Genomic DNA, 24,863 nt, shown 5'->3' on the forward strand with positions numbered 1-24,863 from the left:
GTCGGTCGGCCTGACGGACGACCGGGAGGCCCGGTGCACGTCCGCCACGGATGCGCACCGGGCCTTCGTGGTTGCGCTGGGCGCGGGGGCCGTGCGGGGTGCGTGGCGCACGGCGTGGGTGCGTGCGTGCGCATGTTCCGACGATCCACGCGTCGATCGTCTCGTGGTTCGTCGCTCGATGCGCACGCAGACGGTGCGTGCGCATGTTCCGACGATGCACGCGTCGATCGCCTCGTGGAACGACGAAAGGTGCCCACGCATCGATCGCGTGAGCACCTTCCGGGGAGGGTCAGGCCGAGGTGGTCGGGACCGCCATGATCGGCGTCGTGGTCGGCTGCTCCGAACCACCGGCCGGCTCGACCGTCATGCCGATCGTCGCGCCGTCGGACATCGAGCCCTTCAGCACGGCCGAGTGCACGCCGTCCGCGACACCGTCGACCAGGCCGGCCGACTTGATCGTGCCGCCCTCGTTCTCGGAGCCGATGTACCAGAGCTCGTACGTCTTGCCCTTCGGCGCCTGGGCGACACCGTCGAGGATCACCGCGGACTTGCCGAGGTCGCTCGACCACACGACCGTGGCCGTGCCGCCGCCCCCGACCTTGGTGGTGCTGCGCTGGAAGTCCGACGCGGCGTAGATGCGGTCGAGGCCGCTCGATGCCTGCGTGGTGCCGGTGCCCGGTCCGTCGGCAGGGCCGTTCGCGACGCCGACCCCCAGGCCGACACCGAGGAAGACCACGGCGACCGCAGCAGCACTGGTGAGCATGGCTGCCGGACGCTGGAACCAGCGGCGGCGAGCCTCGGAGGTCGCCCGGCCACCGGTGGTGGAGCCGTCGGCGATCGAGGCGACGTGCCTGGCGGGCTCGGGACGGGCCTCCTGGACGGAGGTCGTGTCGACGGCAGGAGCCGTCTCGGCCAGTGGTGCAGCCTGCGGGGTCGTCGCGATCTGGGCCAGCAGCGACGCGCGGAGCGACGTCGGCGGCTCGATCGGAGCGGCGGCGAAGGCCAGCTGCAGCGCAGTCTCGCGCAGCGAGTCGGCCTCGGCCTGGAGTTCGGGCGACGTCGTGAGGACGTCCTCGAGGAGCATGCGCTCATCGTCGGACAGCGCGTCGAGTGCGTAGGAACCCGTCAGCAGGGCGGGGTCGTCGTGTCGTTCGGTCATGAGGTCACCCCCATTTCGTCTCGGAGTCGGATCATCCCGTCACGGAGACGGGTCTTGACGGTGCCGATGGGGACACCGAGTTGTTCGGCCATCTCGCTGTGCGAGAAGCCTCCGTAGTACGCGAGCTGCACGGCCTGCCGCTGGAACTCGGTCAGCTTGGCCAGGGCCCTGCCGACACGTTCGTGTTCGATACGGATCTCGACCGACTCGGAGACCTGGTCGAAACCGGACTCGAGGTCGCGGATGCCGATCTTCGTGTCCCGGTCGTGCGAGGCCTGCGACGCCCGGACCCGGTCCACCGCTCGGCGGTGCGCCATGGTCAGGACCCAGCTGGAGGCGGTCCCGCGCTTCCGGTCGAACCGGGTGGCCTGTTGCCAGACTTCGAGGAACACCTCTTGCGTGACCTCTTCGGACTGGGCGCGGTCCCGGAGGAGCCGCGTCACGAGTCCGAGGACCCGGCCGGAGAGGACGTCGTAGAGGTCCGCGAAGGCGGCTTGGTCACCGGAGGCAACCCGCGCCAAGAGGTCGTCCGGCGATGCCTGGGCTGGCTCTGACGAGCTCCAGCGTTCGGTGTCGCTATCCACGAGGGCAAGCATTGCAGATTTCCCTCCTCTCGGGTGCGTCGGCGACCGGTTGTGGCCGTTCTGTCAGGGGTGCTGCGTGATGCGGTGGTGCTGGTGGTGCTGTGCTGCGGTGGTGCTGTGCTGCGGTCGCGCCCCGGGGAGGACGAAGCCGCCGCGTCGTGCGGTCGAGACGAGAGGCCAGCGTGACCCACAGGGAATTGACCGGCGGATACCGGTCCGGGTCACGCCGGGCCTCTCGCGTTCGTGACGGTCATCAAGTCCGTCACGCTGATGATTCGGCGCGGTGCCCCTGGTGGATTGGATCGGATGCCGAGAAGTTGTCGGGACGCCGCGTCCGGGCCTCTGCCGGGCACGCCCGGGTCCGGATCTGTCCACCGAGAGTGAACAGGGCAGCAGACTCAGCCGACGCGTCGTAGAGTTGGTCTCGCCGGGCCGCAGCAAGCCCCGGGCTCCAAAATTCGCCGCTTCGAGCGGCCTCGCGCCGAGAGGCGCTTCTGCGGCCCGGTTTTTCTCTGCCCTGCGGCGTTCCGTCTCGTCTCGCTTCGTCTCGTCTCGCTTCGTGAGCAGAAATGGTCGCTTGCAGCGATGCGACCCGACATCTTCTGCTCACCATGCGCAGCCAGCCGGGAGGCCCGGTGCGGGTCCGGCGCGTTCGCTCGCTAGTCCAGGCTCTCGCGACGCCAGAGCGCCGCCGCCTCGGTCAGGTCGGCCGCCAGCTCCGTGAGACGGAGCGCCCGCCGCGTCAGCTCGCTCGCGCGGCCGGTCGAGGTCAGGTCGGACTCGTCCGCCACCGCAGTCGCACCGGCCGCGGTCAGCCGGCAGAACGCCGCCCCACGGTCGAGCGCCACGGCGAAGTCGCCCGTGTACAGCCCGTGCAGGATGCGGTCCGCCAGGGTGAGGATCTCGGCAGGACCGGTCGGCTGCTCCGCCCCCGCGACGGCCTGGTCGATCGTGCCGATGCGCTCAGTGCCGCGCTGGAAGAAGTACGCGATCTCCTCCGGGTTCTGCCGGATCACGGTGCGGACGAGGTACACCCGCCACAGGGCACCCGGCAGGGTGTGCGCACCCACCCGCGCCCAGAGTTCGGCGATCGCGTCGATGCCGTGCACGTCCGTGTAGGTGACGAGCCGCTCCACCACCGCGGGGTCCGGATCCTGACGCACCCGGTGCAGCAGCGCGTTCGCGGTCTCGTGCGCGACACGGTTCACGACGGCGGGGTCCTCGCCGCCCTGGATCGCGGCGAACTCGGCATCGGTGAAGTGGACAGGACGGTGGTGATCGCGAGGCACCGCGTCAGTGTAGGCACGGCCGGTGACACGCCCGCCCTCCGTTCGCCCAGAACGCAACGGCAGCGCCGCGGGTACGGTGTCTCGTCGGGAGGCGCTCCTCCCGAACGTGAAGGAGAGGACTCCCCCATGAACCCGTTGCTCATCATCCTGGCCGTCATCGCGGTCATCCTGCTGTTCGTCGGTGGCTTCACCGCGAGCCTCAAGTTCCTGCTGTGGGTCGGCATCGTGCTGCTCATCGTGGCCGTCGTCCTGTGGCTGCTGCGGACGCTCACCGGGCGTCGCGGCTGACCCTCGACACCAGGTTCTTCCCAGAGGCCCTCACCCGCTAGCCTTGCGGGTGAGGGCCTCTAGCTCAGTTGGTAGAGCACCGGACTTTTAATCCGAGGGTCGTGGGTTCGAGCCCCACGGGGCCCACACCAAGTGCGTTGTCTAAGATGTGGCGGGTGGCACGACGACTCCTCCCCGGCATCGCGCTCGGAGCCATGGCTCTCGGCGTCAGCGGGCTGCTCGTCATCCTGCCGACCGTGTCGAGTGCCTGCCAGCCCATCTCGACGTCGTCGAGCGTCTCCTCCGCCGAGGTCGCGGACGCGATCGTCCCCGGCTCGCACGTCCTGATCGTCGGCGACTCATACACCACCGGCCGCGGCTCCACCAGCGGCGTCCACGGATGGGCGCAGGACCTCGCAGCCGACCGCAACTGGGACGCCACCATCGACGGCTACCCGGGAACGGGCTACGTCGACACCGGGCGTACCGGGTCCTCGCACTACACGTTCGGCCCCCGCCTCGAACGGCACGCCACGACCGACGCTCCGCAGCTCGTCATCGTGCAGGGCAGCCAGAACGACTGGCTCGTCGACTCGTCGACGCTGCAGGCCCGCGTCGAGCAGACCCTCCGCGCGGCGGAACAGACCTGGCCGGACGCCGTCGTCGTGGCGCTCGGGCCGTCAGCGCCGATGCCACGGGCGAAGGCGAACGTCGGGGTCGCCGCCTCGGTCTCCGCGGGAGCGGCTGCTGCGGGTGTGCCGTTCATCGACCCGCTCGCCGGCCAGTGGTTCACCGCGGCGAACAGCCCGGGCTACGCGGCGCTCGACGGCGGGCACCTCAACGACGCCGGCTACCAGTACATGGCCGGACGGGTCTCGGACTCCCTCGACGCGCTCGCTGCGCCCGACGACGAACGCTGCGCCTGACCTCGGGTTCGTGTTCGGGGTACAAGTCGTCCCCAGCTGGCTCATGGCAGATCCCCTGCACACATCAGCCTGCGCACAGCCGACTGGTGGGCTGCCGCCGATAGTGTCGTTCCCGGATCCGATCACCGGATCCTGCAGCACCGCACCACCACGAACGAACGGGGTACACCGTGATCGAGCCCATCGAAGCCACGCAGACCAGCAGCACCGGGGACGCGCGCCGCATCGTCGAGCTCGCCGCCGCGACCAACACGACGATGAGCAACGAGCTCCTGCTCGACACGCTCCGTCGCAACGCGCAGGTCACGACCCGGCACATCCGCAAGGACTTCATCGAGGTCGCGACGGCCACCGCGGTGCTCGGCTACGTGTGCCGACAGCGCAAGGACTTCATCGCCCTGCGCGGGGACGACCCGGCCTGGGCGCACGAGGTCGGGCGCTACGCCAGCGAGTCCCTTGCGGTCGAGGCGCTCCGCATGCGCCGCGGCTGACCCGCAGCTCCCCGCCACGAATGCAGAAGGCCCCGCCGGACATCCGGCGGGGCCTTCTCAGTGCACGAAGGCGGTCAGGACCAGACGCGGCGGATGCCCCAGGTGCCCGTCCAGGTCTCGTCAGGCTCGAGCCACCGCAGGCCCTCGCCGGAGTTCAGGGCGTTGGCCGGAGCGGTCATCGGCTCGACCGCCACGGCCAGGCCCTTGGCGTCGCCACGCGGGTACTCCCGCGAGGTGAACACCTGCACGTACGGGAACGACGCGTCCTGCCAGAGCTGCACGCCGTCACCCTCAGGGCCGTGCAGGGTCGTGTGGCGGACACCGTCGGCGTCCGGGGTGATGTCCGAGTACGCGGTGTCGAGATCGGCGTCACCGGCACGCTGTCCCTGTCGCAGGTCGAACGAAGTGCCCTCCACCGACACGGAACCGTTCGGCACCTTCTGCTCGTCGACGGTGAAGGCGGTGGCGGCGTCGAGGGTGACGACGAGGTCCTCTGCGGGGGTGTCACCGGCGCGCAGGTACGGGTGCGCCCCCACGGCGAAGGGCGCGCGGGCTCCGGAACGGTTCGTGATCTCGTGCGTCACCCGGATGCCGTCGTCGACGAGCTCGTGGTGCACGCGGGTCTCGAGGGTGAACGGCCAGCCGTGCTGCGGGTGGATCGTGGCTTCCTGCACGATGCCCGTCTCGGTCTGCGACACCACGCGGTACGGCGCGAAGCGGAGCAGACCGTGCGAGGCGTTGCCGTACTTCGGCTCCGAGACGTCCAGCTGCTGCCGCTTGCCGTCGAGCTCCCAGACCCCGCCGGCGACGCGGTTCGGCCACGGCACGAGCACGATCCCGTTGGCGCCGGGCGGCTGCTCGGTGACGGCGAACGGCTCGGTCAGGTCGAAGCCGGCGACGCGGAGTTCTCGGATGCCGGCAGCGACCTCGGTCACGACGGCCTCGACGACGCCGTCCGGTCCAGCGTGGTGCAGGCGGTACTGGCCACCGGTGGGTGCTGCGGTCATGGGGTGTGGTTCCTTCCGGGTGTGTCCTCGCCGTCCGCGACGACGACCTCGACGCCGGCCGCCCGGATCGTGGCGACCGCGTCCGCCTCGGCCTCGGCGGTGACGACGACGTCGATGTCCTCGAGCGCGCGGACGACCCCGATGTGGGCCCGGCCGAACTTCGACCCGTCCGCGACCACGACCGTACGCCGAGCCGTGGCCGCGAGCACCCGCTTCGCCTCGGTCTCGGGCAGGTTGACGTTGGTCAGACCGTGCGCGACGTCGACACCGGTGCCACCGAGGAACACGACGTCAGCGGCGATCACCGGCAACAGGGTGTTGTTGAACGGTGCGACGAGCGAGTGTTGGAGCGGTCGGAGGGTGCCGCCCGTGACGATCACCGTGAACCGCGGCACGGCGCGCTCGAGGGCCAGCGCGGTCGTCAGCGAGTTCGTGACGACGGTGAGGTCGGACAGCTCCGTGCGGGCGACGAGCGCCTCGGCGACCGCTGCCGGGGTGGTGCCGACGTCGAGCACGACGCACTCGCCGGACCGCACGAGCGCTGCGGCCGCGCGGCCGATGGCGGCCTTGGCCACCTGGTGCTCGACGGCGGTCTCCTCGAAGGGGCGCTCGGTGGACCCGGCCCCGAGGCGGACCGCTCCGCCGTGCACCCGGCGGATCCGGGCCTCCTGGTCGAGGACCGCGAGGTCCTGCCGGACCGTCACCTCACTCGTGCCGAGCGACGCGGCCAGCGCGGCGGTCCGGACCATGCCGGGTGCGCCCTCGACGATGGAGACGATGCGGTCCTGCCGCAGCGGCGCGGGCAGCGATCCGGCCAGGAAGGAGAGGTCGTCGTCGGTCACGGCTCTAGTTTCGCTTGCTTCCGAAGACTTTCGCAACGCTTCGGATCGGCGCTAGGCTGTTCTGGTGATCACCAAGCGCGTGACGAAGCTCGCGGACGGCCGCGACCTGTTCTACTTCGACGATGCGGACAGCACCCTGCCCGCTGAGCGTGCCATCGACGAGCGTGCGCTCGATCCTCGGCCCGAGACCGCGCGGATGCGCCAGGACGTCCTGACCGGCGAGTGGGTCTCCATCGCCGCGAGCCGGCAGAACCGTGCGTTCCTGCCGCCGGCCGACCAGGACCCGCTCGCGCCGCAGACACCGCAGAACCCGTCCGAGATCCCGAGCACCTACGACGTCGCCGTGTTCGAGAACCGGTCACCGTCGTTCGGTCCGGCGCTCGAAGCCGATGACGCACCCGGCTCGCTCGACGCGCTGACCGACGTCGGCCTGAACCGGCAGCTGCGCAGCGTCGGCCGGTGCGAGGTCGTGTGCTTCTCGCCCGCGACCGAGGGGTCCTTCGCGTCGATCTCCGAGTCGCGTGCCCGCACCGTGGTCGAGGCCTGGGCGGACCGCACCGCCGCGCTCTCCGCCATGCCCGGCATCCAGCAGGTGTTCCCGTTCGAGAACCGCGGCGAAGCGATCGGTGTCACGCTGCACCACCCGCACGGGCAGATCTACTCGTACCCGTACATCACGCCCCGCACGCAGCGCCTGCTCGACTCCATCGAGCGCTTCGGGCCCGACCTGTTCGAGCAGCACCTGGCGAACGAGCGCGCCTCGGACCGGGTCGTGCTGCAGGGCGAGCACTTCACGGCGTTCGTGCCGTTCGCCGCACGCTGGCCCATCGAGATCCACATGCTGCCGCACCGCCACGTCCCCGACTTCGCCGGTCTGACCGAGGCCGAGAAGGACGAACTGGCCCACATGCACCTGCGCCTGACGCGGGGCATCGACGAGCTCTACGACGACCCGACCCCGTACATCGCCGCCTGGCACCAGGCGCCGGTGCACGTCGGGCGGGACACCGTGCGGCTCATGCTGCAGATCACGTCGCCGCGTCGGGCGGCGGACAAGTTGAAGTTCCTGGCCGGCAGTGAAGCCGCCATGGGCGCCTGGATCGGGGACCTCGTGCCCGAGAAGGCGGCCGAGTTCATCCGACAGGGAATCGAGCGAGCATGACGTTCCAGCAGGTCTACGGGTACGAGCCGGCGGTGCGGTACTCCGCCCCCGGCCGGGTCAACCTGATCGGTGAGCACACCGACTACAACGACGGGTACGTCCTGCCGTTCGCGATCGACCGGCGCACCAGCGCGTCGATCGCTCCGCGGCCGGACCGTCTGCTGCGCGTCTCGTCCGCGTTCGACGCCGGCACCGTGCTCGAGCTGTCGCTCGACGACCTCGACCCGTCGAACATGACCGGCTGGTCGGCGTACGTCTTCGGCATCGCCTGGGCGCTCCGCGAGCAGGCCGGCGCGGACCTGTCCGACACGACCGGGTTCGACGTCTTCATCGAGTCCGACGTCCCCGTCGGCGCGGGCCTGTCCTCCAGCGCAGCGATCGAGTGCGGCGTCGCACTCGCCTTCAACGACCTGTGGGAGCTCGGCCTCGACCGCAAGACCCTCGCCCGCGTGGGGCAGTACTCCGAGAACCACGCCGTCGGCGCACCGACGGGCATCATGGATCAGTCCGCGTCACTGCTCGGTGAGCAGGACGCCGTCGTGTTCCTGGACTGCCGCACGCTCGACACCGCCGTGGTCGACCTGGCGCTCGAGGCCAACGGGCTCGAGGTCCTGGTCATCGACACCCGGGTCGAGCACGCCCACGCCACCGGCGGGTACGCGGCTCGTCGGGCCTCGTGCGAGAAGGGTGCGCAGGTGCTCGGTGTCGAGGCCCTGCGTGACCTGAGCGTCGACGACCTGCCCCGTGCGCAGGAGCTGCTCGACGACGAGACCTTCCGCCGCCTGCGCCACGTCGTGACCGAGGACCAGCGCGTCCTCGACACCGTCCGGACGCTGCGCGAACAGGGCCCGCGGGCGATCGGTTCGCTGCTCGTCGCGTCGCACGAGTCGATGCGCGACGACTTCGAGATCTCCGTGCCGGAGCTCGACCTGGCCGTCGCGACCGCCGTCGAGCACGGCGCCGTCGGTGCGCGGATGACCGGTGGTGGGTTCGGTGGTGCGGCGATCGCGCTGGTCGACCGGGAGGCCCGTGGCGCGATCACCGAGGCCGTCACCGCCGCCTTCGCAGCCGCCGGGTACCGCGAGCCGAACGTCTTCACGGTGCACGCCGCGCAGGGCGCCCGCCGCGACTGAGCCCCTCGAGTCTCGCGCCAGTACGGGCGAGACTCGGGCTGGGCGACCGTCCTCGCGGTGCCGCCCCCGAGAACGGTCGCTCACCGCGAGACTCGGGGCAGCGCGGCCGAGACTCGGGCGTCAGCGGGTCATGTGTCCCGTGGTGACGGTGACGCCGCCCCACGGGAACCCGTGCGGGTGCAGCACCTCGTGCTGGAGCTGGTCCATCACGACGTGGCCCTGCCACACCGTGTAGACCAGCACGCCGACGACGATGCACACCGGGACGGCCAGGTACGCCGAGTACCGCACGATGTCGCCGAGGGTGCGGTGCCCGTAGCGCGCGAGCGTCGGCGGCAGGACGATCCCGACGACGACCACGAGCAGCAGCAGTGCGAGTGCGGCCGGTGCGACGTGCGCTTCGACCTGCACCGTGATGGGCGCGGTCTCCAGGACCTTGCCGCCGTTGTCGATCCAGTTGTCGTCGGCGTCGACTCCGCCGTAGCCCGTCGACGTGCTCCAGAGCACCAGGTTCGGGGACAGCACCAGTGCGACGATCCCGACGAGTACGAGTCCCCACGCACGCGGACGCAGCTTCCTGCCGGTGGCCGCCATCACGGGCGCGGTCTGGACGTTCTCCCCCATGCGGTGACCGTAGCACTGGGGGCGGCTCCGCACCCGTCCCCCGAACGCGCGGGGCGGGGGCGAGCCGCGCCTCCCGGCCGCCCGTGGACACGACCACCCCGCCAAAGCGACAGATTCCCGCGAACTGTTCGCGGGAATCTGTCGCTTTCGCGGCACGGACCGCGGCACGAACGGACGCGCGCCAGCGGCACCGACCGCCGCACCTACTTCAGGTGGCGCTCCGCCGCCTCGACCACGTTCTTCATGAGCATCGCGCGGGTCATCGGGCCGACGCCGCCGGGCACCGGCGACATGAACCCAGCGACGGACGCGACGGCGGGGTCGACGTCGCCGTGCAGCTTGGCCTTCCCCGTCTCTTCGTTCACCACGCGGGTGATGCCCACGTCGATCACGGCCGCACCGGGCTGGATCCAGTCCGGCTTGACGAGCCCGGCGACCCCGGCCGCCGCGATGACGATGTCGGCGCGACGGCACTCCGCGGCGACGTCCGCCGTCAGGGAGTGGGTCAGGGTGGCGGTGGCCTCGAGGCGGGTGAGCAGCAGACCGAGCGGCCGGCCGACCGTCAGGCCCTGCCCGATGATCGTGACGTGCGCGCCCCGGATCGGGATGTCGTACGCCTCGAGCATCGCGACGATGCCCCGCGGGGTGCAGGGCAGGGGCGCGTCGATGGTGCCGGCACCACCGGGCACGGCGAGCACGAGCTCACCGAGGTTCGTCGGGTGCAGGCCGTCGGCGTCCTTCGACGGGTCCATCAGCTCGAGCATCGGCGTCGGGTCGATGCCCTCCGGCAGCGGCAGCTGCACGATGAACGCGGTGACCCGGGGGTCGTCGTTCATCTGCAGGATCGCGGCTCGGATGTCCGCGGCGGATGCCGTCGCAGGCAGGTCGATGCGGTGCGAGTCGAGCCCGATCTGCGCCGAGTCGCGGTGCTTGCCCGCGACGTAGGACAGGGAACCGGGGTTCTCCCCGACCAGGATCGTGCCGAGCCCCGGACGGATGCCGTGCTCGTGCAACCGATCGATGCGGACCCGCAGTTCGTCGAGCGTCCGGGCAGCGAGGGCGGTGCCGTCGATGCGGACCGCCGAGCCCTCCCCCGCCCATCGCTCGACGGGCAGGGGGGTCAGAGCGTCGCTCACGCGTAGAGGGGGAACGCGTCGGTCAGGGTCTTCACCCGGGCCGAGAGCGCTGCGATGTCCGGGTTCGGCATGAGGGTCAGCGCGATGATGTCCGCGACCTCGGTGAACTCGGCGTCGCCGAAGCCACGCGTGGCGAGCGCCGACGTGCCGATGCGGACACCCGAGGTGACCATCGGCGGACGCGGGTCGAACGGCACGGAGTTGCGGTTCACGGTGATGCCGACCTCGTGCAGCAGGTCTTCGGCCTGCTTGCCGTCGACCTCGGAGGTGCGCAGGTCGACGAGCACCAGGTGCACGTCGGTGCCACCGGTGAGGACGTCGACGCCGGCCGCGCGGGCGTCCGGCTGCGTGAGCCGATCCGCGAGCAAGCGGGCACCGCGGATGGTGCGCTCCTGGCGGGCCTTGAACTCGGGGGTGCCGGCGAGCAGGAACGCGGTGGCCTTGGCGGCGATGACGTGCATGAGCGGGCCGCCCTGCTGGCCCGGGAAGACCGCGGAGTTCAGCTTCTTGAACAGGGTCTCGTCGTTGGACAGGATGATGCCCGAGCGGGGGCCGCCGAGGGTCTTGTGCACGGTCGACGAGACGACGTGGGCGTGCGGGACCGGGGACGGGTGCAGACCGGCGGCGACGAGGCCGGCGAAGTGCGCCATGTCGACCCAGAGCTTGGCGCCGACCTCGTCCGCGATCTCACGGAACTTCGCGAAGTCGAGCTGGCGCGGGTAGGCGGACCAGCCAGCGATGAGGACCTTCGGCTGGTGCTCGATCGCCTTCGCGCGGATGTCGTCGTAGTCGACCTCGAACGTCTCGGGGTCGACGCCGTACGCGACGGCGTTGTAGATGCGGCCGGAGAAGTTGAGCTTCATGCCGTGGGTCAGGTGCCCGCCGTGCGCGAGCTCGAGGCCGAGGATCGTGTCGCCAGCCGAGGCGATGGCGTGCAGGACGGCCGCGTTCGCGGTCGCACCGGAGTGCGGCTGGACGTTCGCGTAGGCAGCACCGAAGAGCGCCTTGGCACGGTCGATGGCGAGCTGCTCGGCGACGTCGACGTACTCGCAGCCGCCGTAGTAGCGCTTGCCGGGGTAGCCCTCGGCGTACTTGTTGGTGAGGACGGAGCCCTGGGACTCGAGCACGGCGCGCGGCACAAAGTTCTCGGACGCGATCATCTCGAGGGTGTCGCGCTGACGGCCGAGCTCCTGCTGCAGGACGGCGGCGATCTCGGGGTCGACCTCGGAGAGCGGGGCGTTGAAGGCTGCGCGGTCGGTGTCGACGGAGCCGTCGACGGCGGGCAGATCGGTGATGGACACGGTTCTCCTACGTGGGTTGGCGACGACCGGTGGGTCGCGCACGGACGATCGGTCGGTGCAGCCCAGGCGTACGGCCGCGCACCGTGTCAGGTGTCGCTCCCCGATGGTGACCCATCCAACGCCAGTCGCGACGTGACGATCGTACCGAGCCGTCCGCCCTGTGTCACCCTGGATGCATGACGCTGACCTCGCCCGACGTGGACGAACGGACCACCCCGGACGAACGCACCAGTGCGCGCGCGGACACCCCGTGGGTCACCGTCGTGTGGGACGACCCGGTGAACCTGATGTCGTACGTCACGTACGTCTTCCAGCGGCACTTCGGCTTCGGCCGCGCGCAGGCGGAACGGCTCATGCACCAGGTGGACACCGAGGGTCGGGCCATCGTGGCGACGGGTCCGCGCGAGGCGATGGAGGCCCACGTCCAGTCGATGCACGGCTACGGCCTGCAGGCGACCGTCGACAAGGCGCCCGAAGCGTGATCCCCTTCGTCCGCTGGGCCGACGGCGTCCACCTCGGCATGTCCTCCGGCGAGCGCGGGTTGCTCACGTCCCTGACCGAGCAGCTGCGCCAGGTGCTCGACGGCGACCTGACGGCGGACCCGGTGGCCGAGCGGATGTTCCCGGACGCCTACCCGGACGACGACGACGCCAGCGCGGAGTTCCGGAAGTACACGCAGTCCGACCTGCTGGCGCAGAAGACCACGAACGCGACGACCGTGCACGAGTGGCTGACGGGGACCCGCGACGGTGCCCTCGACCCGGAGGACGAGCAGGCCTGGCTCCGCACCCTGACCGACCTGCGGCTGACGATCGCCGACCGCCTCGGGATCGTCGACGCCGACGACGAGGAGCGTTCGGTCGAGGCCGACGCGGGCGTCGGCCTGCGCGACGTCTACGACTGGCTCGGCTACGTGCAGGAGCACCTGATCACGACGATGACCGACCCGCGGTGACGGTCACCTTCCGCGCGACCACCGAGGACGACCGGGAGGCCCTGCTCGCGTTCTCGACGTCGGAACCGGTCGCGTGGATCGGTCCGGACCGGTACCGCGCCGAGTCCGGCACGGACAACTACCGGCCGGGGTGGTCGTGGCTGGCCGAGCGCGACGGCCGTCCGGTGGCACGGGCGCTCTGGTGGGGTGGCGCGGACGCCGAGGCGCCGTCGACCCTCGACGACCTGCTGGTCGCTCCGGACGTGCCCGAGCGCGACCGGGTGGCGATCGCCGCCGGGCTGATCACGGGGGCGACCGCTGCGTTCGGGGTGGTGCCGGAGTGGATCGTCGACGTCGCGGTGGACTGGCACGACGACCCCGACGCCGTCGCCGCGGTGTCGTGGCGCACGGCGGCCGCCCGGGCGGCAGGGCTCGGACGATCGACGGAGCGGGTGAGTGTGGCGTGGACGCCGGACCACGGAGTGCCGATGCCGTCATCGCTGCGCTTCCGGTCCGGTGACGACGACGAGTTCGTGGACCTGTTCGCCCGCGTCGCGGTGGGGAGCCTCGACGCCCACACCGTGGCCTCGGTGGACGAACTCGGCCCGCGGGGCGCCGCCGCCGACGACCTCGAGTTCTACCGCTCGCTGCCGGGGTCGCGCGACGGCTGGCGGATCGCGCTCGACCCGGGCGGCCCGGTGGTCGGGTTCGTCCTGGCGACGCGGACGGCGTACGACGCGGCGATCAGCTTCATCGGCGTGCTGCCGCAGCACCGTGGGCGCGGTGTGGTCGACGGGCTGCTCGCCGAGGGGCTGCGCGTGCACGCCGAGGCCGGCGAGCCGAAGGTGGTCGGTACGACGGACGCGGCGAACACCCCGATGCGCCGGGCGTTCGAACGGGCCGGCTTCGTGGTGACGAAGCGCCGCATCGTGTTCGAGTACTGAGCCGATCCGGAGCGGCGGACCCGGGACTCGCAAGGCCACCTTGCAAGTTGCACTGTCGAAGTAGTACCGTGCCGGTATGGAATCACCCGATCCGACCGCGCTCGCCGGCGACCTGCTGACGCTCTACGGTCGGATCCGTCGCACGCTGCTGACCGGCAAGGCCGACGAGGTCACGGCGTCCCAGACCGCCGCGCTCGGCCGCCTGCTGCGGTACGGCGAGAGCACGGTCGCCGAGCTCGCCCGCGCCGAGGGCGTCCGGCCGCAGTCGATGGGCGCGACCGTCCAGGCGCTCGAGGACCTCGGCCTCGTCGAACGACGTCCAGACCCCGCCGACGGCCGCCGTGCGCTCATCCGCGCGACCGACCAGGGTGCCCGTGCCCGCGAGGACGCCTGGACCACCCGCACCCGCGTCCTGACCGACCGGCTCGCCGCGCTGCCCGACGCCGACCGCGACACCGTCGCCCGAGCGATCGCGATCCTCGCCCCGCTCACCGAACGCTGACCCCGGAAGAAGCACTCCCACGTCCACCTCGACCACTCCCACCCCCGTCGTCGCGCCGGGCAGCACCGGCAGTGGCTTCGGCCCGAAGCTCCTCATCCCGGTGCTCGTCGGGCCGCTGCTCAACCCGATCAACACCACGATGGTGTCCGTCGCGCTCACGCCGATCTCCCGCGACCTGGGGATCGGTGCGGCGCAGGCGATCTGGCTCGTCGCCGCCCTGTACCTGGCGAGTGCGATCGCGCAGCCGACGATGGGCAAGCTCGCCGACCGCTTCGGCCCGAAGAAGGTGTTCCTGACCGGGCTCGTGATCGTCGGTATCGCCGGGGTCGTGCCCGAGTTCCTGACCGGCTTCGGCGGCGCGGTGTTCGCCCGCGTGCTCATCGGCATCGGCACCTCGTCGGCGTACCCGGCAGCACTCACCACCCTCCGACAGCACTCGGCACGGATCGGGAAGCCGACCCCGCCGCTCGTGCTCGGAGCGCTGTCCATCACCTCGCTCGTGTCCGCGGCGGCCGGGCCTCCGCTCGGCGGCGCGCTGATCGCCGCGTTCGGCTGGCACGCGATCTTCCTGGTGAACGTGCCCCTGGCGGCGTTCGGCATCGTCGTGGCGTCGATGTGGCTGCCGTCCGACCGTCTCCGTCCGCGTGACGACGAGGCCCTGCCCGTCCTGCAGGCGCTCGACCCGTTCGGCATGCTGCTCATGACGGGCACCGTCTCGGCGCTGCTCGTGTTCCTGCTCGACCTGTCCGCCGGCCTGTGGTGGCTGCTCGCGGTGGCGATCGTGCTGCTCGTCGCCCTCGTGCTGTGGGAGCTGCGCGCGGTCCGGCCGTTCGTGGACGTCCGGATGCTCGCTCGGAACGGCGCGTTGTCCCGCACCTACGTGCGACTGTTCCTGACGTACCTGCTCGCGTACACGATGACCTACGGGTTCTCGCAGTGGGTGCAGGACGTCGCCGGGTACTCGAGCGACGTCGCCGGGTACATCCAGCTGCCGGCCGCGATCGTGGCCGGGATCGCGTCGTTCGTCGTCGCCCGGAAGACCGTCGTGCGCGGACCCCTGATCGTCGCGGCCGTCGTGCCGATCGTCGGCGGGGCGCTCCTGCTCTTCCTGCACACCGGGTCGCCGGTCGTGCTGCTCGCGCTGGCGCCGGCGCTGTTCGGCGTCCCGCAGGCGCTGGCGTCGGTGTCGAACCAGGCGGCGCTGTACCGGCTCGTGCCCGCGTCGTACATCGGCACCGCGGCCGGGCTGTCCCGCACGGCGGTGTACATCGGGGCGATCGGGGCCTCGTCGCTCATCGGTGGCGTGTTCGGCCAGGCCCCGACCACACCGGACCTGCACGTGCTGGCGTGGGTGATCCTCGGGGTCGCGGTGCTCCTGACGGTCCTGACCCTGGCCGACCGCCGCCTCCGCACGGCCGCCGCCGCCGCCGCGCCCGCTTCGTGAGCAGAAATGGTCGGGTCGCGTGACGGCACTCGACCATTTCTGCTCACGAAGCACCGCGCTCGCCGCGCCCGGTACCCTGATCCGGTGACCGACCCGACCCCCACGCACTGGACCCTGACGCTCGTCTGCGACGACCAGCCCGGGATCGTGCACGCCGTCTCCGGAGCGGTCGTCGCCGCCAACGGCAACATCACCGAGTCGCAGCAGTTCTCGAGCGTCGACACCAACACGTTCTTCATGCGCCTGCAGGTCATGGCGCCGGTGGACCGTGCGACCTTCGAGGCGGCCCTCGCCCCCGTCGCCGCCCGGTACGATGCCCGCGTCCAGCTCGACGTCGTCGGTCGCCCGCTGCGCAGCCTCGTCCTCGTGTCGAAGGCCGGGCACTGCCTCAACGACCTGCTCTACCGCCAGCGCGGTGGGCAGCTGCCGATCGAGGTCCCCCTCGTGCTGTCCAACCACCCGGACCTGTCCGAGCTCGCGTCGTTCTACTCCGTGCCGTTCGAGCACCGTCCGGTCACCGACGCGGACGGCAAGGCGGCCATGGAGCGCCGTGTGCTCGAAGCCGTCGAGGAGCACGACATCGAACTCGTCGTGCTCGCCCGCTACATGCAGATCCTGTCGCCGGAGCTCTGCGCGGCGCTCGAGGGCCGCGCGGTCAACATCCACCACTCGTTCCTGCCTGGCTTCAAGGGCGCGAACCCCTACCGCCAGGCGCACGCCCGCGGCGTGAAGCTCATCGGTGCGACGGCCCACTTCGTCACGAGCGACCTCGACGAGGGCCCGATCATCGAGCAGAACGTCGTGCGCGTGGACCACACGAAGGACCCCGCCGAGCTGGTCTCCATCGGCCAGGACGAAGAGTCCCGCACCCTCACCCAGGCAGTGCGCTGGATCGCCGAGGACCGCGTCCTGCTCGACGGCGCCCGCACCATCATCTTCAAGTAGGCAGCACCATGACGAACGCCCCGCAGTCCCCCGTCGACTGGGAATCAGTCCCCGGCCCGGCACCCGCCGGCAGGCAGCGACGGCCGTTCGACGTCTGGCGCGTGCTGCGCGTCCTGGTCTGCACGTTCGGTCTGGTCTCCCTGGCATTCTGGGGCTACTGGTCGTGGCAGCTCCCATTGCCCGGTTACCTGTTCATGGTCGGCGCTCCGCTGTTCGCGGCCGTCGTCTGGTACTTCTTCCGCTCGCCGGCGTCGCCGATCGAGACCGACATCGTCGGCAAGACGATCGTCGAGGTCGCGTTGGTCACCGCCGCGGGCGCGACCTGGATCTCCATCGGCCACCCGGTCGTGGGCTTCGTCTTCATCGTGATCGCCGCCCTGAGCGGCGTGATCGCGTTCCGCAGGGAGACCGCATGACCGACACGGGCCTCCAGGCCGGCCGGGAGGCGCAGCGCACCCTGGTGCGCGCATCCCGCGTCGTCGACGCGGCCGGGTCCACGGCGGACGGCTGGGTCCTGCTCGCCGGTGCCGTGGTGCACGCGGTCGGCTCCGGCCCCGAAGCCCCCGCGGCGGACCAGGTCGTCGACCTGGGCGACGCGGTCCTGACGCCCGGGTTCATCGACCTGCACGGGCACGGCGGTGCGACCGAGTCGTACGAGGACGACTCCTTCGCCGAGTCGCTGGCCGTCCACCGGGCGCACGGCACGACCCGGTCGGTCCTGTCCCTCGTCGCGAACCCGGTCCCCGCCCTCGCGGACTCGCTCGCGCGGATCCGTTCCGTGATGGCGACCGACCCGCTCGTGCTCGGTGCGCACCTGGAGGGGCCGTTCCTGTCCCCGCACAACAAGGGCGCCCACAACGAGTCGTTCCTCATCGACCCGTCCCCCGCAGCGGTCGACGCACTGCTCGAGGCCGGCGCGGGCGTCATCCGCCAGGTCACCATCGCGCCGGAACTGCCGGGCGCGCTCGACGCCGTCCGCCGGTTCGTCGCCGCCGGGGTCACCGTCGCCGTCGGCCACACCGTCGGCACCTACGACCAAGCCCGTGCCGCGTTCGACGCCGGTGCGACGCTGCTGACCCACGCGTTCAACGCCATGCCGGGGCTGCACCACCGCGCCCCGGGGCCGATCGGTGCCGCGGTGGCCGACGACCGGGTGACGCTCGAGCTCATCCTCGACGCCGTGCACGTGCACCCGGTCGTCGCGGACACCCTGCTCCGGGCTGCTCCGGGCCGGGTGGCGCTCATCACCGACGCCATGGGTGCCGCGGGCGCTGCCGACGGCTCGTACCGACTGGGATCGCTCGACGTCACCGTGACCGACGGGGTCGCGCACGTCGCCGGGACCGACACCATCGCGGGGTCGACGTTGACGCAGGACGTGGCGTTGCGGAACGCGGTCTCGCTCGCCGGACGGACGCTGCCCGAGGCCGTCGCGGCCCTGACGAGCGTGCCGGCCGCGGCCCTGGGGCTCGGCGACCGACTGGGACGGCTCGCGCCGGGGTACGCGGCCGACCTCGTGGCGCTGTCCCCGGCGCTCGAGGTGCAGCGGGTGTGGGGCGGCGGGCGCGAGCTGCGCTGATCAGTGCCGGACGAGTGCTCCCGCGACGAGCCGCAGCAGCAGGGCGACCGCACCGAGCCCGGCGACGGCGACCCCGATGACGACCACGATGACGAGTCGGGTGAGGAAGTGCACTTCGGACTCGTCCTCGCGCACGCCGAGGGACGACGCACCCACGAACACGAACACCGCCGCGATGAGCAGCAGCCCCCCCGATCCAGGTCGTGGCGCGCAGGGCGGCCGGTGCTGGTGGCCGGTTGCGATCGTCCGGGGTCGTCGGTCGGGTCTTGGCGCCCTCGGTCTCCCAGTCGGCGAGTTCGGTCATGGTGGTCCCCCTCTGTCGGGTCGATCGTAGGGCCTGCCGGTCCGTCGGTCAGGGCAGGTCGGTGGGGCGTGGGTTCAGTGGTTCACCGAACTTCGGAGCCTTCCCCGGCACGCAGTGCCCGTAGATGGACACGTCGGCGTGGGACTCGTACACCTGGAACATGACGGCGAACCCGTCGCTCGCGGTACCGCCGAGGTAGCCGTTCGGGTAGCCGATGACCGTCCGCTCCGGCGTCAGTGTCGCGTCGCGCTGCACCCGTGCGCCGTCGTACCCGACAGCGGCGAGCGCCGTCACGACGCGCCGGGCGACCTGCTCGGGCGTACCGGGCAGCGGCAGCCGACGGGTCGCCGAGTACGAGTACTGAGCCGCTTCGTGGCTCCCGGTACCGCAGATGAACCATGCGGGATCGTCATCGCCCCAGCCGTCCTCGCCGACGACCGACCGGACGGCAGCGAAGACGTCCAGGACGTCCTGGTGGGATTCTTCGACGTTCATCGACGTGTCCTTCTGCATCGGGGAGTACGGGGCGGCGTCGGCGCACCCGGCCAACAGCATCGTGACGGCGACCGATGCCACGACGGCTCCGCCCCACCGTTCAGAGCCTCGGGTCACCGGTGAGTCCTGTCTGCCAGCCGTACATGAGCCAATCGTCCGTCGTCTGCTGTCGCATGCGGTCGAACGGGCCGCCCTGTTCAGGGATCGTGCTGCCGAGTCCCATCGCTGCCCGCGCGCTGTTGTGCTGGGCCGTGGTGCCGTCGTCGAAGTACGAGTACCGGCCGTCACCGTTCCCGCCGACGTAGGGGCCGTGCTGCGTGACCCCGTGCAGCGTGCCGTCGCTGCCCCGCTGGGTCTCCGAGCTGAACTCGTGTGCGTCCCACGAGGACTCGGTCGGATCCCGCCGACCCGACAGGTTCTGGCCGGTGACGGCCCAGCCGTCCTCGGCACCCTGGCTGGCGAAGACCTCGCCCGCCGGCACGTGCAGCGCCGAAGCCTTCGGTGCGACGTCCGTGACCCCGGCCGAGCCGAGCAGCACCACGTGGTCGGCGTGGGTCCTCGTCAACGCGATCGTCGCCACGTTCGTGCCGTAGGAGTGCCCCAGCACGGTGAGGTCGGCGTCGCGTCCGGCGGCGGCGCGTGCCGCATGGAACCCGTCGAGGTCGGCCACCAGTCGGTCGGCGCCCTCGTGCGCGCGGCCGTTCGCGACGACGGCCGCGAACGTCGGGTCGTCGGCCATCGGTGGGTGGTACCCGATCCAGGACACCACGGCGATGTCGCCGGCGCGGACGCCGGACACGCGGACCTGCTCAGCGCGCATCCCCATCGCGATCTTGCCGTAGTTCTGCACCGTGCCGTCTTGGTCCGTCGCGGTGTTCATGCCCGGCACGATGACGCTGACGTGCGCGGCGCGGTCGAGGTCACCGGCGACGATCTGCCCGAGTGGTGGACGGTCGTCGACGAGTGACACGAGCGACACCGGGGTCGTGTCGAGGGTGTCCTGGATGTTCCGGTAGGCATCGCGCTGCCGCGACCACGTGGACAGCTCCGCTCGGGCGGCGGCAGCTCCGGCCGGGGTCTTCGCGGCGTCGAGCTGCTCCCGCCAGTGCGCGACCTGCCGTTCTGCGTGGGCGAGCCGGTCGACCAGCACCGTCGTGTTCGCCCGGACCCGTGCCCAGTACGCGACGCCGTTCAGGTTCCCGATCACCGTGGGCAACGCCACGACGAACGCCCGCTGGGCTGCCGACGGCGCTCCGTCCGGGCCGGACATCGCCTGCCACCACCCGGCGACGTCGGTGGCGTCGAGCCCTGCGAGACGCCGGGCGATGCGCGGGTCGTCCCGCAGCGCCGCGATGCTCTCGTGGTCGAGGGTGCCGAGCCAGGTGGTGAACTGCCCGTCGCTCATCGCCCGGGCGGCCGCAGCCGAGACGAGGCCGCCGAGCACCGCTCGGTCGTCGAGCGCAGACGCCGCCGCACGGTCCGCGGCAGCGCGTCGGGCGACGAGCTCGTCCCACTGCGCCGACAACCGCGCCTCGAGCCCCGCGAGCCAGACGCCGCTGTTCTGCACCTGCTGCAGGAGGACCTCGTCCGCCTCGACCGCATCGGGTCCGGCCGCCGTCCGGGTCGCGGCGCGGACCGCCCGCGCGTTCACCGCGATGTCGTCGGCCGTGTTCCGGAGCGCCGTCTGCAGGCGAGCGGCTTCGTCCTGGATCTGCTGGACCTCGCGCGCGTAGTCGGCGAGCGCCGTCGCCGCGGCGTCCAACCGTGCGGCGACGCGGTGCGCACTCGCCGGCACCGTCGCTGCGACCGTCAGGAACTGCTGCTGTGCTGCACCCTGCCACCCGGCCGCCGCGGACTCCGCCGCGACGAGCACCTGACGGGCTCCGTCGCGGACGGCATCCGCGTGCTCGTCGTGCAGGCGGGCGACGCGTTGGATGCCGTCCGGGTCTCCGGCGGTGGGGTCGGCGCTCACCGGACCCGCCGGGCGAGGTCGGCGTCGGCGCGCAGGACCGCTTCGGCAGCGGTGGTCACGTACCCGCCCAGGGTGTCCGCGTCGTCACCGAGCGAACCGATCATCGCGTCGAGGGCGCTGGCCGACACGACGAATGCCGACTCCACCGTCGCCGACCCGAACGTGCCGCTGTCCGCCCCGGACAGCGCACGCTCGGACCGGAAGTCACCAGCCGCCTGCAGGACCCCTCGTGACACCGCCTGCATCGTCGACAGGTCGACCACCAGATCCCCCATGCTGCCCCTTCCGCCCTCCGGACGGGGTCAACATATCAGTACTGGAGTACGACGTGTCAAGCGCTGTTCACCGGTCGATCGGGCGCCCCCGAGCACCGCTCGCCCACGTCGTGTCCGCCGCGTCCCCGACCCGGAGCGACAGCGTGCCGCCGCGGGTGACGAAGGACGCCGGGACCCACGACTTCTCGAGGGTCCGCCCGTCCAACCGCGCACCGTGCACGTACGGCGCGGTGCCGGAGGACCGGACGACGATCCGCTCCCCGCTCGACCGCCGGATGTCGACCGTGCTGAACGTCGGGCTGCCGATGAGCATCTCCGCCCGCCCCGGCGTCTGCGGGAACAACCCGATCGACGCGAAGACGTACCAGGCACTCATCGTGCCCAGGTCGTCGTTGCCCGGCAGCCCGCTCGGCCCGGTCGTGTAGGCGTCGTCGACGACCCGGCGCACGGTCTCCTGCGTCTTCCACGGTTTGCCGAGCGCGTTGTACATCCACGGCGTGTGGATGTCCGGCTCGTTGGTCGGGTCGAACTTCGTGGCGTCGCCGCCGGTCACCGCGAACGCACCAGTGCTGTCGTGGAAGAACGCATCGAGTCGCGCGACCGCCGCGTCGTCGCCACCCAGGGCCGTCGACAGCCCCCGTACGTCCTGCGGCACGAGCCAGGTGTACTGCGCACTCGTCCCCTGCGCGAACCCGGTGCCGGTCGAGGGCGACCAGTCGGGCGTCCACGATCCGTCGGCCTGACGAGCGGCCTGGTGTCCGACGGCCGCGTTGAAGGTGTTCTTCCAGTAGGTCCCGCGCTCCGCGAACACCCGGGCGTCCGAGCGCAGCCCGAGGGAACCCGCCCAGTACCCGAGCGCACTGTCGGAGATCGAGTCCTCGAGCGTCTCGGCAGCGCCACCCCAGCACGAGCAGTCGTCGTTCGCGGCGTACTGACGCTGCAGGTACTCGTCGAGCGCCGGGCGTTGCGCCAGGCACTGGCCCGGGCACCCGATGTCGCTCTCGGCGTCGGCGTTCTCGACGGTCGCCTGGTGCTTCAGCGAGGCGTAGGCGGCCCGCACGTCGAAGTTCCGGACCCCCATCGCGTACCAGGTGGCGAGGGTCGCGGCCGAGGGGTCACCCGTCATCACGTGCGTCGGCGCCCCGAGGTGGAGCCAGCGGTCCCACACCCCACCGTTCTGCTGGGCGAACCGCAGCATCGACTGCGCCATGTCCCCGGCGACGTCCGGCCGCAGCAGTGCGAGCAGTTGGATCTGCGCCCGGTACTGGTCCCACCCGGAGTACGTGCCGTAGACGGCCCGGTGCCCTCGGTCCATGCGGTGCACCCGCTGGTCCGGCCCGAGGTAGCGGCCGTCGCGGTCGTTCAGCGTGTTCGGCTGCATGAGCGCGTGGTACACGGACGTGTACAGCTGGGTGGTGCGGTCCGCGGTGCCGCCTCCGACGCGCAGACGCGACAGTTCGCGGTTCCAGGAGGCCCGTGTGCCGGCCGCCACACTCGCGACGGTCGATCGCTGGGTCACCTCGCCGTCGCGGTTCGCGATCGCTCCTGCGGCGCTCACGTACGAGATGCCGATCTTCGCGTGCACCGTCGCACCGCGACGCGCGTCGAACCCGACCCACGCGCCGGAGCCGCGTCCGGCACGGTCGGCGCCGGTCAGGTAGCCCTCCCCACCGGAGGAGGACGTGCCTCCCGGTCGGACCGTGCCGTCCTGCCAGGTGCCGGTGCTCGTGAACGCCTTGTCGAAGGTGGCCGTGAAGAACAGCCGGTAGTAGCTGCGCCGGTCGGGGTTGGTGGCCCCGCCGCCGTTCGCCCGGCGGCTGCAGAAGCCGCCGGTGAGGACGCTGCCGCTCACAGTGCGGGTCCGGGCGTCGACGCGGGTGGTCGCGGCCTCGCTGCCGTTGATCGAGTTCGAGGTGCGGAAGAGCAGGTTCGCGGCTTTCCCGGCGGGGAACGCGAACTCGCCGATCCCGGCCCGGGTGGTGACGGCGAGGTCGGTGCGGACGCCGTTGTCGAGTGCGACACCGTAGCGCCCGGGGCTCGCGGACTCGTCGTCGTGCGAGTAGCCGGCGGCGTAGACCGCGTCGGTGGAGTCGGCCGACGGCGACGTCGTGATCGGGGTCGTGACCGGCATGATCGGCACGTCACCGGCGGCCCCCGGCGCGCAGCCGGCACCGTTGAGGTGCGTCAGGCTGAAGCCGCGCAGCCGGTTCACGTCGTACGAGTAGCCGTTCGCGACCGGGGTCGAGGTCTGGTCGCCCGCGGTGCCGGAGGGGCTCCACTGGAGCATGCCGAACGGTGCGGTCGCGCCGGGCCAGGTGTTGCCGTCGCCGCTCGTGCCGATGAACGGGTCGACGTACCGGGCGGGATCGGAGACAGTCCGCCCCGTCTGCGCTGCCTGCCCTGACGGCGAGGCGACGGCCGGCGCGGCGACGACCCCCGTCCCGAGCAGCGCGGCGATCGTGGCCACCGCGGCGAGCGGGAGCGGGCGGACGAGCGGGCGACGGTGCACGCGAGAACGGTTCACGTCGGCGACGCTAGCCCCCTCGGACGGGGGACGCGCGATCCGTCACCGAGCCCTCTCCTGCTGTTCACCACGGTCGGCGTGTTCGGGGCCCACAGGCGGGTTCACCGCCGCTGGTAGCGTCCGGGCATGGTGTCGACGACCGACGAACCGGCCCGAGGACGCGTCCGCGACCTGCTCGGGCTGCCGTCCCCTGACGAGCTCCGTCCGGTGGCGGTCCGCCTGGAGCCGCTCGGACGCGACGGGTCGGTGCGGTGGGCACGCGTCGAGCTGGACACGGCCGACGGCGACACCATCCCGTGCTTCCTCCTGACCCCGGACCACGGCGGGGGAACGGACGTCATCGCCGTCCACCAGCACGCGGGCGACTTCACCTCCGGGAAGAGCGAGGCCGCCGGGCGGGCGGGGGATCCGACTCTCGCCTACGGCGTGGTGCTCGCTCGCAGTGGGGCCCGCGTGGTCATCCCCGATCTGATCGGTTTCGAGGAACGCCGACGCGACTGGACTGACGACCCGGCGGCCGACGAACGCCTCGACGCGCTCTTCCGTGTGGCAGACGGCAGCAGCCTGCAGGCGAAGCACTCGCGTGACATCGCCACGGTGACGTCCTGGATGATCGAGACGAGTACTGCCGACACCGAACTCGGCATCGTCGGACACTCCCTCGGCGGACAGGTGGCGCTGTTCGCACTCGCCGTGGACGCCCGACTCACGCGGGGCGTGGTCAGCTGCGGACTCGGTACGCTGGCCTCGTTCGAGGACGCTCGGATCCGCCACAACCCGGCCTGGTTCGTCCCGGGACTCACCGCCGCTGGCGACGTCCCCCTGGTCGCGTCGGCCGTTGATCAACCGGTCCTCGTCGCGGCGGGACGGGACGACGGACTGTTCCCCCTCGCCGGCGTCCGGCGCGTCCTCGACGCGTTCCCTCCGGGTGTCGCGACGACCGAGGTGTTCGACGGCGGCCACACGATGCCGGCGCGCATCACGGAAGCGGCACTCCGGCACCTGCTGCCCACGTGAACGGATG

27 protein-coding genes, 1 tRNA gene and 1 riboswitch are annotated in these 24,863 nt (G+C 71.6%); of the genes, 15 read left to right on the forward strand and 13 right to left on the reverse strand.

Features of this window, described 5'->3' with window-relative positions:
* Positions 1-289 precede the first annotated feature (289 nt).
* From GVL05_RS00715 to GVL05_RS00725, 3 genes are all read right to left on the reverse strand, one after another.
* Positions 290-1,159, reverse strand: coding sequence for an anti-sigma factor (locus GVL05_RS00715; protein WP_159570388.1), 870 nt, complete (start codon positions 1,157-1,159; stop codon positions 290-292).
* A complete protein-coding gene (sigK, locus tag GVL05_RS00720) occupies positions 1,156-1,755 on the reverse strand; it encodes an ECF RNA polymerase sigma factor SigK (RefSeq protein ID WP_123293272.1) in 600 nt (199 codons plus the stop codon). Before sigK ends, GVL05_RS00715 begins: the two co-directional genes overlap by 4 nt.
* Before the next feature lie 647 nt (positions 1,756-2,402).
* Positions 2,403-3,032, reverse strand: coding sequence for a DNA-directed RNA polymerase subunit beta (locus GVL05_RS00725; protein ID WP_123936881.1), 630 nt, complete (start codon positions 3,030-3,032; stop codon positions 2,403-2,405).
* A gap of 126 nt (positions 3,033-3,158) precedes the next feature.
* Between GVL05_RS00725 and GVL05_RS19955 the strand changes: the two genes are divergently transcribed.
* The 4 genes from GVL05_RS19955 (at position 3,159) to GVL05_RS00740 (ending at position 4,716) form a co-directional block, all read left to right on the forward strand.
* Positions 3,159-3,320 (forward strand): DUF2207 domain-containing protein, encoded by a 162-nt coding sequence (locus GVL05_RS19955; RefSeq protein WP_146249745.1) that lies wholly within the window; start codon positions 3,159-3,161, stop codon positions 3,318-3,320.
* Positions 3,321-3,373: 53 nt separating this feature from the next.
* Positions 3,374-3,446, forward strand: a tRNA-Lys gene (locus GVL05_RS00730).
* A 29-nt stretch (positions 3,447-3,475) separates the two neighbouring features.
* A complete protein-coding gene (locus tag GVL05_RS00735; RefSeq protein ID WP_159570391.1) occupies positions 3,476-4,225 on the forward strand; it encodes an SGNH/GDSL hydrolase family protein in 750 nt (249 codons plus the stop codon).
* A gap of 170 nt (positions 4,226-4,395) precedes the next feature.
* Positions 4,396-4,716 carry a hypothetical protein gene (locus tag GVL05_RS00740; RefSeq protein WP_111085292.1) on the forward strand — a complete coding sequence of 107 codons (321 nt, stop codon included), beginning with the start codon at positions 4,396-4,398 and terminating at the stop codon, positions 4,714-4,716.
* Between the two features lie 74 nt (positions 4,717-4,790).
* On the opposite strand, the gene GVL05_RS00745 is transcribed toward GVL05_RS00740, so the two are convergent.
* Entirely contained in the window at positions 4,791-5,723 is a 933-nt protein-coding gene (locus GVL05_RS00745) for an aldose 1-epimerase family protein (protein WP_159570394.1), read from the reverse strand.
* On the reverse strand, positions 5,720-6,565 hold the full coding sequence (locus tag GVL05_RS00750) for a DeoR/GlpR family DNA-binding transcription regulator (protein WP_200849128.1): 846 nt from the start codon (positions 6,563-6,565) through the stop codon (positions 5,720-5,722). Before GVL05_RS00750 ends, GVL05_RS00745 begins: the two co-directional genes overlap by 4 nt.
* Positions 6,566-6,629: 64 nt before the next feature.
* Between GVL05_RS00750 and galT the strand changes: the two genes are divergently transcribed.
* Both galT and galK read left to right on the forward strand, forming a co-directional pair.
* Entirely contained in the window at positions 6,630-7,727 is a 1,098-nt protein-coding gene (gene galT / locus GVL05_RS00755; protein WP_159570397.1) for a galactose-1-phosphate uridylyltransferase, read from the forward strand.
* Positions 7,724-8,860, forward strand: a complete 1,137-nt coding sequence (gene galK, locus GVL05_RS00760; RefSeq protein ID WP_159570400.1) for a galactokinase — start codon at positions 7,724-7,726, stop codon at positions 8,858-8,860. Before galT ends, galK begins: the two co-directional genes overlap by 4 nt.
* Before the next feature lie 120 nt (positions 8,861-8,980).
* Here galK and GVL05_RS00765 read toward each other — a convergent pair whose 3' ends face one another.
* The 3 genes from GVL05_RS00765 to glyA all read right to left on the reverse strand — a co-directional run bounded on the left by GVL05_RS00765 (position 8,981) and on the right by glyA (position 11,906).
* Positions 8,981-9,484 (reverse strand): hypothetical protein, encoded by a 504-nt coding sequence (locus GVL05_RS00765; protein ID WP_159570402.1) that lies wholly within the window; start codon positions 9,482-9,484, stop codon positions 8,981-8,983.
* A 203-nt stretch (positions 9,485-9,687) separates the two neighbouring features.
* Complete coding sequence (locus GVL05_RS00770) at positions 9,688-10,620, reverse strand: bifunctional 5,10-methylenetetrahydrofolate dehydrogenase/5,10-methenyltetrahydrofolate cyclohydrolase (protein ID WP_235035778.1); 933 nt, start codon at positions 10,618-10,620, stop codon at positions 9,688-9,690.
* A complete protein-coding gene (glyA, locus tag GVL05_RS00775; RefSeq protein ID WP_134195338.1) occupies positions 10,617-11,906 on the reverse strand; it encodes a serine hydroxymethyltransferase in 1,290 nt (429 codons plus the stop codon). The genes GVL05_RS00770 and glyA overlap by 4 nt, the downstream gene beginning before the upstream one ends.
* Positions 11,907-11,974: 68 nt before the next feature.
* A riboswitch (ZMP/ZTP riboswitch) is annotated at positions 11,975-12,060 on the reverse strand.
* 37 nt (positions 12,061-12,097) lie between these two features.
* Here glyA and clpS point away from each other — a divergent pair.
* From clpS to nagA, 8 genes are all read left to right on the forward strand, one after another.
* The gene (gene clpS, locus GVL05_RS00780; protein WP_185003162.1) at positions 12,098-12,403 is read left to right on the forward strand and encodes an ATP-dependent Clp protease adapter ClpS; all 306 of its coding nucleotides are present in this window, start codon (positions 12,098-12,100) and stop codon (positions 12,401-12,403) included.
* Positions 12,400-12,876, forward strand: coding sequence for a DUF2017 family protein (locus GVL05_RS00785; protein ID WP_159570405.1), 477 nt, complete (start codon positions 12,400-12,402; stop codon positions 12,874-12,876). The genes clpS and GVL05_RS00785 overlap by 4 nt, the downstream gene beginning before the upstream one ends.
* Entirely contained in the window at positions 12,873-13,799 is a 927-nt protein-coding gene (locus GVL05_RS00790) for a GNAT family N-acetyltransferase (protein WP_159570408.1), read from the forward strand. The genes GVL05_RS00785 and GVL05_RS00790 overlap by 4 nt, the downstream gene beginning before the upstream one ends.
* Positions 13,800-13,875: 76 nt before the next feature.
* Positions 13,876-14,301 carry a MarR family winged helix-turn-helix transcriptional regulator gene (locus GVL05_RS00795; protein ID WP_123293262.1) on the forward strand — a complete coding sequence of 142 codons (426 nt, stop codon included), beginning with the start codon at positions 13,876-13,878 and terminating at the stop codon, positions 14,299-14,301.
* Positions 14,302-14,401: 100 nt separating this feature from the next.
* Positions 14,402-15,745, forward strand: a complete 1,344-nt coding sequence (locus GVL05_RS00800) for an MFS transporter (protein ID WP_159570411.1) — start codon at positions 14,402-14,404, stop codon at positions 15,743-15,745.
* 84 nt (positions 15,746-15,829) lie between these two features.
* Positions 15,830-16,690, forward strand: coding sequence for a formyltetrahydrofolate deformylase (gene purU / locus GVL05_RS00805; RefSeq protein ID WP_159570414.1), 861 nt, complete (start codon positions 15,830-15,832; stop codon positions 16,688-16,690).
* An 8-nt stretch (positions 16,691-16,698) separates the two neighbouring features.
* Complete coding sequence (locus tag GVL05_RS00810) at positions 16,699-17,106, forward strand: YrdB family protein (RefSeq protein ID WP_159570417.1); 408 nt, start codon at positions 16,699-16,701, stop codon at positions 17,104-17,106.
* Positions 17,103-18,269: an N-acetylglucosamine-6-phosphate deacetylase gene (gene nagA, locus GVL05_RS00815; protein ID WP_159570420.1), complete on the forward strand. Its 1,167-nt coding sequence runs from the start codon at positions 17,103-17,105 to the stop codon at positions 18,267-18,269. Before GVL05_RS00810 ends, nagA begins: the two co-directional genes overlap by 4 nt.
* Here the strand turns inward: nagA and GVL05_RS00820 are convergent, their stop codons facing one another.
* From GVL05_RS00820 to GVL05_RS00840, 5 genes are all read right to left on the reverse strand, one after another.
* Positions 18,270-18,437 (reverse strand): hypothetical protein, encoded by a 168-nt coding sequence (locus tag GVL05_RS00820; RefSeq protein ID WP_159570423.1) that lies wholly within the window; start codon positions 18,435-18,437, stop codon positions 18,270-18,272.
* Between the two features lie 184 nt (positions 18,438-18,621).
* A complete protein-coding gene (locus GVL05_RS00825; RefSeq protein ID WP_235035779.1) occupies positions 18,622-19,185 on the reverse strand; it encodes a hypothetical protein in 564 nt (187 codons plus the stop codon).
* Positions 19,169-21,040 carry an alpha/beta hydrolase gene (locus GVL05_RS00830; protein WP_159570426.1) on the reverse strand — a complete coding sequence of 624 codons (1,872 nt, stop codon included), beginning with the start codon at positions 21,038-21,040 and terminating at the stop codon, positions 19,169-19,171. Before GVL05_RS00830 ends, GVL05_RS00825 begins: the two co-directional genes overlap by 17 nt.
* Positions 21,037-21,315 carry a hypothetical protein gene (locus GVL05_RS00835; RefSeq protein WP_159570429.1) on the reverse strand — a complete coding sequence of 93 codons (279 nt, stop codon included), beginning with the start codon at positions 21,313-21,315 and terminating at the stop codon, positions 21,037-21,039. Before GVL05_RS00835 ends, GVL05_RS00830 begins: the two co-directional genes overlap by 4 nt.
* A gap of 67 nt (positions 21,316-21,382) precedes the next feature.
* Positions 21,383-23,839: a GH92 family glycosyl hydrolase gene (locus GVL05_RS00840; RefSeq protein ID WP_235035780.1), complete on the reverse strand. Its 2,457-nt coding sequence runs from the start codon at positions 23,837-23,839 to the stop codon at positions 21,383-21,385.
* A 126-nt stretch (positions 23,840-23,965) separates the two neighbouring features.
* On the opposite strand from GVL05_RS00840, the gene GVL05_RS00845 reads away from it, so the two are divergent.
* Positions 23,966-24,856 (forward strand): S9 family peptidase, encoded by an 891-nt coding sequence (locus tag GVL05_RS00845; RefSeq protein ID WP_159570432.1) that lies wholly within the window; start codon positions 23,966-23,968, stop codon positions 24,854-24,856.
* The last annotated feature ends 7 nt before the right edge of the window (positions 24,857-24,863 follow it).

Source organism: Curtobacterium sp. 18060, from assembly GCF_902706105.1.
In the GTDB taxonomy this organism is placed as follows: domain Bacteria; phylum Actinomycetota; class Actinomycetes; order Actinomycetales; family Microbacteriaceae; genus Curtobacterium.